Origin of the sequence: Micromonospora sp. C97 (genome assembly GCF_018070385.1) — a bacterium.
GTDB lineage: Bacteria > Actinomycetota > Actinomycetes > Mycobacteriales > Micromonosporaceae > Micromonospora > Micromonospora parva.
Genome location: NZ_JAGPXU010000004.1, coordinates 91378 through 105358, shown reverse-complemented (window position 1 = coordinate 105358; position 13981 = coordinate 91378). Strand labels below are relative to the sequence as shown.

The following is a 13981-nucleotide window of genomic DNA, read 5'->3' as shown; positions in this document are numbered from 1 at the left end:
CGCCTGGTCCGGGTGGCCTTGTCCTAACGGACGTGATGTCTGTGAGTCATCGTGATGACTCACAGACATCACGCTCTTCGGGGAACTAATCCCCGGCCGTCCTGCGCCCCGGGCCGGGCTCGCCGCCTTCCACGACGTCATAGAACCCGCGCCAGGCGCGTCGGTGCCGAAGCAGCGCTTCAGGGTCTGGCAGGTCCTCCACCCTTTCCGGTAGGCGGATCTGCTGGCCGTGGTAGCTGGAGTAGTGCGCAGTCCCCGCCACCACATGCAAGACGTACGCCTCATCAACCCAGATCAGCCCGCGGTCCAGGAGGTTGTGCAGGTCGGCGCGGAGCAGAAGGCCGTTGTTGACCTGGTTGGTGGCTGGCCCGTCGTACGGGTCAATGTGTGCAGCCTGGAGGGCGGCCTCGACATCACAGCCCGTGATCGCGCAGCGTTTGCCGTACGCCTTCATGAGTCGGCGGCGAAAGTCTGCCTGCCCCTGCCGCGCGGTGACCTCGGCTAGCCTCCTGCGCCGCCCCTCGGCCGCATCCTCCGACTCGACACTCCCGCTGTCGTCCGGGGATTTCGCCAGGTCGTCGGCTTCCTCCGGCCGCACCTTGTTCAACACCTGCTCGGCGAGCAAACCGTTGTGTCCTGGGGCCTGCAGCGTTCGGACTTTCAGCAACGGCTCGGTGAGGTCACGTATGGCAGCGGCGAAGCGGTCGTCACGGAATGCGGCCATCAGGTCGTGGTGCCAGCCATCAACCCGGACCTGGTCCGGCCCCGGATCCGCATAGTCGGAGTAGCCGATGGTCAGATTGGGAAAGGCGTCCGTGAACGCCTGAAACGTCGGCCAGTGCTGACGCAGGACAGACCACCTGACAATGACAAAGCCGGTGATCAGCGAGTGTTCAGCCGGCTCGGCGGCCTCGGCCAGAACAAACGTCTCCATCCGCTTCATGCTGACCGCGGCGAGCCTTCCGGCAACCGTCGTCGGAAGGCAGGACAGCGACCAGTATTCCCGCTCCTTGTCAGCGGCATCGGGCACAGCGACGTGCAGGTACGCGCGGACCGCGTCGAGCACGCCACCGTAGTATCGGCCGGACTTCAGGCGATCGAACTGGCGTTGCTTCGCGGCACCCTCGGGCGAACCCGACTCCTTCGGCACATGCCTGTTGAATCGAGGTCCAAGGGTCGCGACCAGCGCCTCCTTCACTCCCTGCGTATCGTCGGTCCGAAGCCATCGGAGGTCGCAGTGAGCCAACCAGTTGGCGATGTCAGCAGCCGCCGCCGGAGCACCGCGCTGGTCGAGCAACAGACCGACCTGTTCATGCAGGACCGATGAGCCGCGATTGCCGGTCAGGTGCTGACGAAGACGTCGACGTAGATCTCCAGTCGACCCGACGTAAACGACCACGCCGTTCTCGACAACCACGTGCACACCGGGTGTTCGGGGAGCATCATCAGCAGCGTCCATTATGTAGGGCCGGGCAGGGCTGAAGCCGGACAGCGGATCGCTGAGGGTGTCGGGCACGCCCAGACGCTACTGACCTGAATCATTTTTTGCGGTCCCGTGAAGCTGCTGAGGACATCGCGGGTCACCCTGCAACTCCGCGCCGCGCCGCGCCGCGCCGCGCCGCGCCGCGCCCAGGATCCTGCCACCCCAGCCGTGCCGGCTGAAGATCACCGCGCTCTTACGACTGGAAGGTCTTCGACGTGGCCCCACTTGAGTTCAGTGCCTCCGACCAGAGCCGCCTCGCCCCAGGAGACCCGGAGCAGACCCTCGTCGGAGTTGCAAGCGAAGCCGACCAGCAGCACCCTCGGCTCGTCGGTCAACTGCTCTACTGCCGCCCGAAGAGGTGAGCGGTCGCGGGCCTCCTCCGGCGTGAGGGGCATCAGCGGCAGAGTGACCTCCTCATGGCTCGGCTCAGGCCCGAAGAGAATCAACAGGTCCCGGATCAGCCGGTTGAGGTCCCGGCCGGGCCGGGCGTCGCGCATGTCCAGGTCGCTCCGCGTGGCGTACCGCCAGGGGAGCAGAAGGTGGCCCCGGCAGATGGTGACCCGCACCTGCGCACCGGGTGGGTGCACGCCCACCACGTCGGGGAGGTCGTGCAGATACTCGTGCAACACCTCGTACTGCTGCTTCCACCGGACCGGGCCGAACGCATGATCGGTGTCCAACTCCGATGCATCACGGGCGTCCTGAGCAAGCTCGACCGCGCGGCGCAACGCCGCCGGGACTGCGCTGCGCAAGGTGGTTGCCAGTGGCAGTCCGAACCTCTCGATCGACCACCGGGACGGACCGTCAGCATCCTCCACGTCGCTCACCCCCCGCACTGAGACGAACACGCTCAGGCGTGAAGCGTCTCACGTCGGTCGATGGATGAGAAGGCGCAGTGATCAGCAGGCGAAGCCTTTGGGCAGGTGGAGACGGACGGCCGGAATGTCGAGTGCGCGCAGCCGTGGGCCCGCGGCTGCCAGCATCGCGGGTGGGCCGCAGAGGTAGATGTCCTGGCCCGGCTGATGATGGTCGAGGGCGATGGTCAGGGCGTCACCCCGCTCGGCCGGCTCGGCCCAGTGGTCGTCGGACAACGCCGGCACGATGGTCAGCCAGTCGTGGGCGCACTGCAGCCTGTCGAGGGCGATCGCGTCGTACAGGTCGGTGAAGGTGCGCGCGCCGACGACGAGCGTCACCCGCCGACCGTCAGGTACGGCGGCGACCTGCTCGACCAGGGCGCGCAGCGGCGCCAGGCCGGTGCCGCCGGCGACGAGGAGCAGATCGCCCGTGCTCGCCGGGTCGAGGCTCAGCCCGGTGTCGGCGGGTGGGCCGAGCCAGAGCAGCTCGCCGGGGCGTACCTGATGAACCAGGCGGTGGGAGACGGTGCCGGCGGGTACGGCGCGGACGTGCAGCTCGACGGTGCCGTCCGCGCGTGGGGCGTTGGCCGGGGAGAGCCAGCGCCAGCGCCCGGGCAGGCGCGGGGTGCAGACCGGGACCGCCTGACCTGGCTGGAAGGGCAGTCGTCGCCAGGGACGTACCGTCAGGATGGCGATATCGGGCGACGGCCGGTCGTGGTCGATCACCTGGACGTGCCACCAGGCCGGGCCGTCGCCGGCCCGCGCGGCGGCGCGGCGGACGGCGTGCGTGGCGTGGCACAGGGCGCGCCCGGCGGCGATGGCGAGCTGCGGCGTCCACAGCGGGCGCGCGTGGCGGGCAACGGTGGCGACCAGCGCGTCGCCGATGGTGGTGGCGTGCGGGAGCAGGTCGAAGTGATGGTACGCGCGACCGAGCACCCGGAGCAGCGCCGCCCGGTTCGCCGGGTCGTCGCCGCCGACCAGGAGGCGGCCCAGCGCGGTGAAGAACAGCGGCGCGTCGCGGTGTGGGAGCAGCCCGGATCGACGGTCTTCGAGTGTGCACCAGAAGTCGCCGGCAGCTCGCGCGTCGACCGACTCCCAGGCGGCGGCCAGGCTCACCCGTGCCGGGTAGTCGTCGTCGATCACTCTGGGCATGCCGTCTCCAAGACGTTGCTCGTGGCATGGCACCGGGGCGGGCGGGTGGAGTTGCGCCGTTGAGGGCCGGCGCAGCTCCGGGACAAGGCACCCGCCCCGGGCCATACGACAACTGTCGCGGCTGACCAGGTACGACGGCATGTCACGGTGATCATCGACGACATGCGAGATACGTATGCGGTCGACGTCGCGACGATCGAATCGGGCAGACTGCGGGCATGACGGAACGCCCGGTGCTGTATCTGGTCGTCTGCGCCGCAGGCCCGGCGGAACACATCGACGAACTGGTCGATGTCCTGATCGCCGACGGGTGGCAGGTCTGCATGATCGTCAGCCCCACTGCCGCGCGGTGGCTCGACCGTCAGGCGTTACAAGACAAGACCGGCTATCTGGTACGCGTGGAGTGGCGCATGCCGGGCGACCCGGAGCCGCACCCGCCGGCCGATGCGGTGGTGGCCGCGCCCGTCACGTTCAACACGGTGACGAAATGGGCGCTGGGCATCAACGACACGCTGGCGCTCGGAGTCCTCAACGAGTCGCTGGGCGCGGGGTTGCCCATCATCGCCTTTCCGCACACCAAGGCGGAGCTGGCGGCGCATCCGGCCTATTCCGGTCACCTGGAGGTTCTGCGTGCTGCGGGCGTGGTCGTGGCCGACGGAAAGCCGCTGGACTCGATGAACGGCCCGGAGCGGTGGGGCGTTGTCATCGACGCGTTGCGGGCGGCACGCACGTCCTGAACGGTTGCCGCCTATTGGCGGTCCTTTGACGATATGCGTCGCGCGTATACCAGCGCTCCACGCAGCGTGTTCAATGGATAGGCTCGACGAGGCGATACGGACGGAGCCGCCGGTGACCCACGCGAACTGCCCTCGGTGCGGCGGACGACTGGCCCGGGACAACGACAGCGGACGGTGTACGCCGTGCCAGGCCGCCGAACGGGACCGGTTGAGCACGCCACCGGTGTTGCCGGCGAGCTTCTGGGAACACGAGCCGGTGCGGCGGGCCCTCGCGGAGCGGCATCTGGGGCGGGTGATCAGGGCGTACCGCTGCCATCCGTACCACGGGCGGGTCGCGTTGCCGCAGACCGTGGTGGCGGGGTGGTTGGGAATCACGCAGGCGCAGCTCAGTCGGGTGGAGAACGGACCACCGCTCGTGCACCTGGACCGGCTGGTGCACTGGGCGCGGCTCCTTGGGATGCCGGCAAGGAGCCTCTGGTTCCGTCTTCCTGGTCAGGATGGCTGGCCCGATGCAAGCCCCATGGGTGGCGAAGCAATCAGCGCACCGCCCGATGATCAGGTGGTCGAGCGAGGCGACCCAGCAGCCGTGGCAGTTAACGTGGAACAGGCACCAAGCCAAGGGGGTGACGTTACGAACCGCCGACGCTTCAACGTCATGGCCGCACTCACGGGGCTCGCCGCAGGCGGTCACACATACCTGCTTCCCGGGCCTTCTGCTGAGGTGCCGGTAAGCATTGGAATGGAGCAGGTACGGCTCGCCAGTTCCCTGGTTGACGATCTCAGGCGGGTCGATGCGGCCGTCGGGGCCGACCTGCTCTGCGACGTCGCCATGCAAGCGCACACCAGGCTGTCAGCCTGGGCAGCACGGGCGAGCTACAGCCGGGAGGTCGGTGACGCGCTCCAAAGCGCCCTGGCTGATTTATCCATCGAGACTGCCTGGCTCGCCATCGATGCTGATCGCCGGTCTGAGGCACGGCCGTACCTACATGAGGCCATCACTCGTGCGCGAATCGCGGACGACCCACAGGTGGAGGTGCGTGCCCTCACGCACCTGTCGCTGTTGATCCGCGAGAGTCAGCCCGGCGAGTCACTGCACTGCGCCGAAGCAGCCCTACGAATCTCCGCCGGATGGGCCACACCTCGACTCACCACGTTGCTGCACCTGCGACGGGCACCGGCGTACGCGGTTCTCGGGGATGCCAGCGGATTCAGTCGCGAGATGACCAAGGCCCGCCGAGAGTTAGATCGTGGCCCTCACGAGGATGACCAGGGTTTCGTGCACTTCGTGAACACCCAAGAGTTGAACGGGATCGAAGGGCTCTCCTACCTTGCCCTCGGCAGACCCGAACGCGCTGTCCAGTCGTTGCGCGCGATCACTGCCAACCCCTCACCTAGTCATCGACGGAACCAGGTCTACTACACGGTGCGGCTCTCGGAGGCGACGTACCAGCAGGGTGACGTCAATGAGGCAGCACGTATCGCCCTGGACGTCCTGCCTGCTGTGCGCCAGATCAACTCGAAGCGGGTAAGTCAGCATCTCGCGCAGGTGCGCGGGAGCTTGGCGGCGCCACTGCAAGCGACCACGACGACCCGTCAGTTCGTCGACGCCTACGACCAGGCGGTCAGCGCGTGACCGAGGGTCTGCAACTTCGCCATCACAGCGCTGACGAGGCTCAGGAGATGCTCGATCAGCTGGTGGACCTCTACCTGGAGGTCTATGCAGGCTGCGGCGAGTTCTACAGCGAGGAGCGTTACCGGCGTCAACTCGACCTCCACATGCAGAGAGCTGGGTGGGAGTTGGTCGCCGCAAGTGTCGGCGGGGGCTTGGTGGGCTACATCTACGGCTTTCCGCTACCTCCGCAGACACGGTGGTGGGAGGGCATACACGAGCCTGTGCCGCCCGGGTTCATCGACGAAGACGGTACGCGCACCTTCGCACTGAGCGAACTGCTGGTGCACGCCTCCTGGCGACGTCAGGGCATCGCAAGGGCGCTGCATGATGACCTCATTGGCAACCGGGCCGAGCAGCGAGCGACGCTGTTGGCCCGTCCCGGCAACATCGCGGCCCAAGCCGCGTATCACTCCTGGGGCTGGCACAAAATCACCACCTTGCAGCCCAACTGGGAAGAGGCACCAAGCTTCGATGTCTTGGGACGCGCCCTTCAAGGCCATATGGATTGACGGGCTCGAGAGGGCGTTCCAACAGCGCAGGCGAAGCTGGACAGTTCTGCCCCTCCGGCACCGCCCAGCATGCAGACTAGGACCAACACGGCAATACGCCAGGCTATCTACTTGACGTAGAGCATCGGAGGCGGGTGCTGCGTTGCCACGTTCGGCCGGCACCCTTAGCGATTCAAGCTCCGACAGCTACTAGTCGCGGGCACCCGATGGACCTACTTGCTGGGCAGCTGCCTACTGACCTGGCTGGCTCAGAGGCGTAACCGACACGGCCGATAGCTCGTCTGACGGTGGTGGAGGCCGCCCCTGCCGGGCCACTGGCACCGAGCGGCTGGCCCAAACTGTGGGAAGGCACTAATACTGGGGGTACGTCGTCCGTGGAGGAAGAGCGACTAAAGTCGTCAAACCGACCCAGTCAGGGGAGCCGCGCGTGGACAAGAACCCCTACGATCCAGGGCATGCCATCGGATCGACTAGCCCTAGCACTTGACCGTCTCACCCCAGGAGACTGGCAAGTCTTTGAGCAATTTGCCGCAGAATTTCTAGCCGTCGAATATCCGAGCCTGCGCACCACCGCAGCGCCCGCCGGAGATCGCGGCAGAGATGGGCAGCTGTACAACGTGGCCGAGGAGCCCCGAGTAGCCATTCAATATTCGGTGACCTCCGACTGGAGAAGCAAGATTAATCAAACCGTTTCTCGCTTGAGGGAAACGATGCCTAGCGTGCAGGAACTGATATACGCCACAAATCAAGCCATTGGACCATCTGCAGATGACCTCGTCCGCGCGCTGAGGAAGCGCGACGTCTACATAGACATAAGGGATAGGTCATGGTTCGTGGAGCGGGAACTGACGGCCCCTCAGCGTGAGGTTGCATCGCGCGAGTTGACTCAGAGAATGGTCGACCCGCTTCTTGTGGAGCGTCGCATCCGCGAACACTCGCCAGTACTTAGCAACGAAGAGGCACGAATTGCGCTTCTACACCTGACGTTGGACGCACAGGATGAGGCATCGGACAAAGGGCTTACAAAAACCTGCTTTGAATCATTGGTTCTCTCCGCGTTGTATGACACAACACCTGAGACGCGAAGGACCCTTGAGGCAATAACTACCCGCGTAGCTCGGATGCTGCCTGCGGGATTCGAGACTCAAATCGCCCAACGAGTTAAGGGCGCGATTCAGAGACTCAGCGCAAGAAACGGACCAGTGAAGCAGCACGGAAAATCGAACGAATACTTCCTCTCCCAGATACAACGAGAGGCGGTCCAGCAAAAAGCAGCCGAGTACCTTCTATTCCAAGATCGTCTACAAGAAAGGCTCGTTGCTGCAATCAAGACCGCTTTGCCCGGCCTGCAGCTGAACGACGAAGCCCTGCGACAGGTAGGTAAGGACCTTCGAGTCGCCCTCGAAACCGTCCTCCTTAAGCGAGGCGAGGCCTTTGCCGGAGCGGCGAAAACCGGAGAAATCCAGCAAGTTGACGCGGGAGAGGTTCTAGCCACTGTGGCGCGGATCAATCGCGAAAGCGGGCGGCTCCTTACCAACGAACAAGTCGCCACAGCAACAATCGAAGTGCTAGAGCGACCCTACCCGGAAGTGCGCCAGTATCTACACCGCCTTGCGGACGCTTACACGATGTTCGCGTTCTTACGCCAAGCGCCCGACGTTCAAAAGGTTGTCGTTTCAATGTTTTCTGGAGGTGACCTTTGGCTTGACACCTCCATGATCCTGCCATTGTTAGCCGAAACACTGCTCGAGGACCCGCTCGATCGGTATTACACGGCGCTTATTAAGGCTGCCAAGGATGCCGGGCTTCGGCTATACGTCACGGATGGCGTCGTCGAAGAAGTCGAGCGACACATCAACCGTTGTGTGGTATTTTCCAGGTCGGGAACTCGAGAGTGGCGATCGGGAGTTCCTTTCTTATCGACCGTTTATGCGCTCTCGGGGCGCGCACGTAGCGGTTTCGACGATTGGGCCGAACGCTTCAGAGGCAGGGTCAGCCCCCAGGAGGACGTTCGGCAGTACCTCTTCGAAGTTTACGGGGTCGACCGACGAAACCTGCTCGCTGAGGCAGACGCAGCACCTACCGAATTGCGAGCTGCGGTCCAAGAGGTGTGGCACGAAACCCACGAACGACGACGCGTGGCACCTGGTGAGGAAGAGTTGGACCCTGCCACTCGTCATCGCCTAGTTGCACACGACGTGGAGAACTCCGTGGGGATAATTCAACTGCGAAAGCAGACGTCGATAAACCCCCTGGGATATCGCTCGTGGTGGCTCACGCTCGACAAGATCGCACTTTCCCTGCATCGCGAACTGAAACAGCGGCTCGGAAATAGTGCTCCCGCATCGCCAGCAATCTCCCCCGACTTTATGTCACAGTATTTGCGCATAGGTCCGCTGCGAACAGCAGTTGAACGTGAACTTTGGGCAGGCCTACCACTTATTACGGATATTTCCAGGTATGCATTTCTCCCCAAAGAGCTGATAGATCGGGCAGACGAATTGAGAGTCTCCCATGCAGGACTCGACGAGCACGTCATTAGACGTCGAGTGAGGGATGACCTGAATGAGACCAAGCTACGGCGCGGGCCGGCGTCGCTCGGTGGGATCCAAAAAATGGAAGAGGTCATACAAAACAACTTGCGTAACCAAGCACGTGCTGCTGAGCCTAGAGTGCCCCGATGACGGATCTTGAGCGGGGTGTGTACGAGCACCTCATCACCCGCGAGCTGGCCAACCAACTCCAGCACGTCGATCCCGCCCTGATCCAGCACCACAAACTCGACCCCGCCGACGCGCACCACACCCTCGCCCGGCACATCGCCACCCTGGCCGCCCGCGCCCTCCAATCCCTCCCCAACGGCGACGACAAGCTCCACCACCAGGTCGAGATGGCGAACCAGATCGCCGACGCCATCGCCGCCCTGAGCCCGAAGGCAGCGACGGAGCAGGACCAGGTCACCGACGCCAAGCACCTGCTCCACGCCATCGCCGCCCCACCAACCTCACCCGCGGAACCCACCTTCCCGCAGCGCCCGACCACTCCCCTCTCCACCGGCGCGCTGCTGGTCAACGGCCGTCACCAGCCCCGCATCGGCCACGAGGTCAACCACGAGATGGCCTCCGCCGAGCAGGTGGATCTGCTCTGCGCGTTCATCAAGTGGTACGGCCTCCGCGTCGTCGAGCACGCCATCCGCGACCTGATCGCCCGGGGCGGCAAGGTTCGCGTCATCACCACCACCTACCTCGGCGCAACCGATCAGCGAGCACTGGACCGACTCAAAGAGCTCGGCGCTGAGGTCAAGGTGTCCTACGAGACGAGGACTACCCGGCTGCACGCCAAGGCGTGGCTGTTCCGCCGCAGCAACGGCACCACCACCGCGTACGTCGGCTCGTCGAACCTGTCGAAGACCGCGCTGGTGGACGGCGTGGAGTGGAACGTCCGCATCTCGAACATCGAGCAGCCACACGTCATCGACACGTTCACGGCGACGTTCGAGGACTACTGGAACGATCCGGCGTTCGAGGCGTACGACGCGGACAGGGACGCCGAACGCCTGCGGCAGGCACTCACCGGAGAACGCCGCGACGAAGCACCAACCGAGATCTCGAACCTGGACGTGCGCCCGTACCCGTACCAGGCGGAAATCCTTGCCGACCTGGACGCGGAGCGGTTGGTGCATGGACGGTGGCGCAACTTGGTGGTGATGGCGACCGGCACGGGCAAGACCGTGGTCGCTGCCCTCGACTACCGCCGGCTACATAAGGCGGGCCGCGCAGACTCGCTGCTCTTCGTCGCTCACCAGGAACAGATCCTGCGGCAGAGCCTGTCCACGTTCCGGCAGGTCATGGGGGACGGCAGCTTCGGCGAAACTTTGGTCGCGGGCGAGAAGCCGAACGGCTGGAAGCACGTCTTCGCCTCCATCCAGTCGCTGCACCGCCGGGAGGTCGACCCCGAGGCGTACGACATGGTGATCGTCGACGAGTTCCACCACGCCGAGGCCCCGACGTACACGCGACTGTTGCAGCGGCTGCGTCCCCGCGTACTCCTGGGCCTCACCGCGACCCCCGACCGGACCGATGGCGGCGACGTGCGCCGGTGGTTCGACGGCCGCGCGGCTGTTGAGCTGCACCTGTGGGACGCGTTGGAGAGGCAGTTGTTGGCGCCGTTCCAGTATTTCGGCCTGCACGACGACGTGGACCTGTCGCAGGTCACCTGGAAACGTGGCCAGGGCTACGACCTGGCAGAACTCAACGGCCTCTACACCGGCAACCACGCGCGGGCGCGGTCGGTGCTGCGCGCGGTCAGCGACAAGGTGGACGTCGGTCGGATGCGGGCGCTCGGGTTCTGCGTCAGCATCGGGCACGCGGAGTTCATGGCCGACTGGTTCAGGCAGCACGGCGTCGAGGCGGCGGCGGTGACCTCGGGAGTCGACCGCTCGACGCAGAAGGGAATGCTGCGGGACTTCAAGGCCGGCAAGTTGCGGGTGCTCTTCACTGTGGACCTGTTCAACGAGGGCGTCGACCTGCCGATGATCGACACGATCCTGATGCTGCGGCCCACCGAGAGCGCCACGATCTTCCTGCAACAGCTCGGTCGTGGCCTGCGCCTCGACGACGACAAGCCCTGCCTCACGGTGCTCGACTTCATCGGCGGGCAGCACGCCAACTTCCGCTTTGACCTACGGTGGCGTGCCCTGACCGGGGTGAGTCGACGAGCGATCACCGAGGCGGTCCGCGACGACTTCCCGAGCCTGCCCAGCGGCTGCCACGTCGAACTGGACCGGGTGGCCAAGGAAGTCGTGCTGGCCAACCTGAAGAGCGCGCTGCCCACCTCGAAGACCGGCCTGGTGACCGAGCTGCGACAGCTCGGCGACGTCAGCCTGGCGACGTTCCTGCGCGAGACCGGCCTGGAGGTCGAGGACGTGTACCGGTCGGCCAGCATCGGCGGCTGGGCCGGGCTACGGCGGCTCGCCGGCATCGAGACGTCCGCCGCCGGCCCCGATGACCGGGACCTGGGCCGGGCCATCGGGCGGATGCTGCACACCGACGACATCGACCGGCTGGAGCTGCTGACCCGAGTCGCGGCCGGACCGCCCGCGCCAGGTCAGCAGGTGTACGCGGGCAACAGTCGACTGTTGGACATGCTGCACTTCAGCCTCTGGGGGCCGAACGCCCCGCTGTCGACGCGCGATGAGCGGCTGGCACGGCTGTGGAAGGAAACGGCCCGCTGCACGGAGTTGCGGCAGCTCGCCGAGGTGCTGCGGGACCGCATCCACCGGGTGATGCCGACCGTCGCTTCGGGCGCGGTGCCGTTGCGGGTGCACGCCCGGTACAGCCGCAACGAGGCTTGTGCCGCCTTCGGGATGACCAACCCGGGGTCACTGCGTGAGGGGGTGAAGTGGCTGCCCGACGCCCAGGCCGACCTGTTCTTCGTCACCCTGGTCAAGTCGGAGGCGCACTACTCCCCCACCACCATGTACGCCGACCGGGCCATCACCGACACGTTGTTCCAGTGGGAGTCGCAGAGCACCACGTCGGCGGCGTCGGCGACCGGGCAGCGCTACACGTCGGGCGGCTCGACAGTGCACCTCTTCGTCCGGGAAACCCGCATCGCCGACCGTGACCTGGGCGCACCGCCGTACCTCTACGCCGGCACCATGACCTACGACTCGCATACCGGCGACCGACCTATGCGCGTCCTGTGGCACCTCGACCACGCCCTACCCGCTGACGTCTACGCCACCGCCCGGACGATCGCCGCCTAGCCCTGCACAGTCACTGCTATGGGATCAGGCCGCGAGCGTGCTGCTGGCGATAGGTTGAAGACCATGGAGCAGCGGATCAGCCTGATCACCCTGGGCGTCGCGGACGTGGCCCGCGCGAAGGCGTTCTACGAGCAGCTCGGCTGGCGGGGCCAGGAGGTCGAGGAGACCGTCTTCTTCCAGGCCGGCGGCTTGGCCGTCGTCCTGTGGGGCCGCGACAAGTTGGCCGAGGACGCGGGCATCGAAGGGCCGGGCACCGGCGCGATGACCCTCGCCCAGAACGTCCGTTCCCGGGCCGAGGTCGACGAGGTGATCGCCACCGCGACCAAGGCCGGCGCCACGATCACCAAGCCGGCCCGGGAGACCTTCTACGGCGGCTACGCCGGTTATTTCGCCGACCTGGACGGCCACCTGTGGGAGATCGCCTGGAACCCGGGCTTCGCCCTCGCGGAGGACGGCTCCCTGACCGTTCCCGACTTCAGCGCCATGAACTGAGCCGCGCCGACACGGACGCTGATCAGGGTGCCGGAGACGGGCAGAGCAGCGGGTCCAGCAACGGCAGTTGAAGTGGGTCCAGGCAGATCGCCAGCAGCCCCGGATCCGATGAGGGCGTCGCCGTAACAGTCGCGGTCGGCGTCGGCGTGAGCGACGCGACGGGCGGTGTCGGCGGGGCTGACGCGGGTGGGTCGGTGGTGGGGGCCGGGTCAGGTGTGGGCACCGGACTGGCCGGCGGGGCCGGGGCGACGGTCGGCGCAGCGGTCGACGGCAGGGCCACCGCCACGACAGGGGGATCCACTGTAGAGACGGCCGGCGGAGTCGACCGTCGGACAGCCGGACTCCATACGGCGCTCTCTGCTGAGCCAATCCGCGACCGGGGTGCCACGGGCGCGGCGGGGCCGATCGGAACGAGGAGCGCCCCGACCCTCGGAACTTCCATGGTCACGATGTCCGCCGAGGCCACCGGCCCGTGTGAACCCCACGCGCCAGGTCCCAGAGCACCGGGGCCCAGCGCACCCGGGCCGAGGGTCACGAACACCACTGCCGCGACGGCGGCAGCGCCGAGTGCCCGTCGGTCGGGGCGTACCGCGGTCAGGGGTGCGTCCTCCGGTTCCGCCAGGACAACGGGCGCGGGGCGGGCGGCCCGATGCGCGGCCAGCAGCGCGTCGACCTGCGCGATGACGGCGGCGCGATCGTCGGCGGCGGCGAGGGTGAGGTAGAAGCGGAAGTTCACCACGGCGCCCACCGGGACCAGGAGGCCGGACAGTCGACCGCGATCAGGCAGCAGGGTGACCGGGACGTCCGGGTGGTGGGCGGGGCCGATCAGGTCGGCGTACCGCCACTCGCGCCGGTGTTCAGCGCCGCCGAAGGCGACCCGTCGACTGGTCACCACGGCCATGCCCCTGTCGACGGTCCGCAGCCCCGCCGGCAGTGCGTCAGAAGACGGCTCAGCGAAGGAACACCAGCCCGGGGTGGGCAGGCCGGGGACGTGCCGCCCCTCGGCCTCGACGAGCGTGGCGACGGGGAGGACGCGGAAGACGAGTTCGTCGTCGTCGAGGTCCACCGGCAGGCCGGTGCGCGGCTGCGTACACCCGAGGAAGCTGGCGGCTTCGATGCGGAGCCGACCCAGGTGGTCGTCGCGGCGCCGCCAGGCGTCGGTGGCGTCGCGGTACGCGCGCTGCCGCCGCTCGTTCTCGCGCTCGGCCCAGGCGATCCGCCAGGGGGCACAGGCCACAGAGGTCACGGTCACACGCGGTACAACCGCTCACGTACGTGACAGGCAACGCGCACCGGATCGATGCATCCCGTTGCG

General features: G+C 66.5%; 10 protein-coding genes. 6 read left to right on the top strand and 4 right to left on the bottom strand.

What is annotated here, in order from left to right:
• Positions 1-85: 85 nt before the first annotated feature.
• From KBX26_RS32935 to KBX26_RS08530, 3 genes are all read right to left on the bottom strand, one after another.
• Positions 86-1516: an HNH endonuclease gene (locus KBX26_RS32935; protein ID WP_210865106.1), complete on the bottom strand. Its 1431-nt coding sequence runs from the start codon at positions 1514-1516 to the stop codon at positions 86-88.
• Between the two features lie 149 nt (positions 1517-1665).
• Positions 1666-2163 carry a hypothetical protein gene (locus tag KBX26_RS08535; protein WP_210865105.1) on the bottom strand — a complete coding sequence of 166 codons (498 nt, stop codon included), beginning with the start codon at positions 2161-2163 and terminating at the stop codon, positions 1666-1668.
• Between the two features lie 219 nt (positions 2164-2382).
• Positions 2383-3489: an FAD-binding oxidoreductase gene (locus KBX26_RS08530; RefSeq protein ID WP_247680364.1), complete on the bottom strand. Its 1107-nt coding sequence runs from the start codon at positions 3487-3489 to the stop codon at positions 2383-2385.
• Positions 3490-3722: 233 nt separating this feature from the next.
• Between KBX26_RS08530 and KBX26_RS08525 the strand changes: the two genes are divergently transcribed.
• The 6 genes from KBX26_RS08525 (at position 3723) to KBX26_RS08500 (ending at position 12666) form a co-directional block, all read left to right on the top strand.
• A complete protein-coding gene (locus KBX26_RS08525; RefSeq protein WP_307857771.1) occupies positions 3723-4226 on the top strand; it encodes a flavoprotein in 504 nt (167 codons plus the stop codon).
• A gap of 208 nt (positions 4227-4434) precedes the next feature.
• Positions 4435-5859: a hypothetical protein gene (locus KBX26_RS32190; protein ID WP_247680363.1), complete on the top strand. Its 1425-nt coding sequence runs from the start codon at positions 4435-4437 to the stop codon at positions 5857-5859.
• The gene (locus KBX26_RS08515) at positions 5856-6407 is read left to right on the top strand and encodes a GNAT family N-acetyltransferase (RefSeq protein ID WP_307857769.1); all 552 of its coding nucleotides are present in this window, start codon (positions 5856-5858) and stop codon (positions 6405-6407) included. Before KBX26_RS32190 ends, KBX26_RS08515 begins: the two co-directional genes overlap by 4 nt.
• A gap of 455 nt (positions 6408-6862) precedes the next feature.
• On the top strand, positions 6863-9091 hold the full coding sequence (locus KBX26_RS08510) for a hypothetical protein (protein ID WP_210865103.1): 2229 nt from the start codon (positions 6863-6865) through the stop codon (positions 9089-9091).
• On the top strand, positions 9088-12174 hold the full coding sequence (locus KBX26_RS08505) for a DUF3427 domain-containing protein (protein ID WP_210865102.1): 3087 nt from the start codon (positions 9088-9090) through the stop codon (positions 12172-12174). Before KBX26_RS08510 ends, KBX26_RS08505 begins: the two co-directional genes overlap by 4 nt.
• A gap of 63 nt (positions 12175-12237) precedes the next feature.
• Positions 12238-12666: a VOC family protein gene (locus tag KBX26_RS08500; protein WP_030331420.1), complete on the top strand. Its 429-nt coding sequence runs from the start codon at positions 12238-12240 to the stop codon at positions 12664-12666.
• 22 nt (positions 12667-12688) lie between these two features.
• Here the strand turns inward: KBX26_RS08500 and KBX26_RS08495 are convergent, their stop codons facing one another.
• On the bottom strand, positions 12689-13903 hold the full coding sequence (locus tag KBX26_RS08495; RefSeq protein WP_156057506.1) for a hypothetical protein: 1215 nt from the start codon (positions 13901-13903) through the stop codon (positions 12689-12691).
• Positions 13904-13981: the final 78 nt, after the last annotated feature.

Coding starts and splice junctions, on each gene's coding strand:
- KBX26_RS08530 (WP_247680364.1), bottom strand. CDS start 3,489: ATGCCCAGAGTGATCGACGACGACTACCCGGCACGGGTGAGCCTGGCC.
- KBX26_RS08510 (WP_210865103.1), top strand. CDS start 6,863: ATGCCATCGGATCGACTAGCCCTAGCACTTGACCGTCTCACCCCAGGA.
- KBX26_RS08505 (WP_210865102.1), top strand. CDS start 9,088: ATGACGGATCTTGAGCGGGGTGTGTACGAGCACCTCATCACCCGCGAG.
- KBX26_RS08500 (WP_030331420.1), top strand. CDS start 12,238: ATGGAGCAGCGGATCAGCCTGATCACCCTGGGCGTCGCGGACGTGGCC.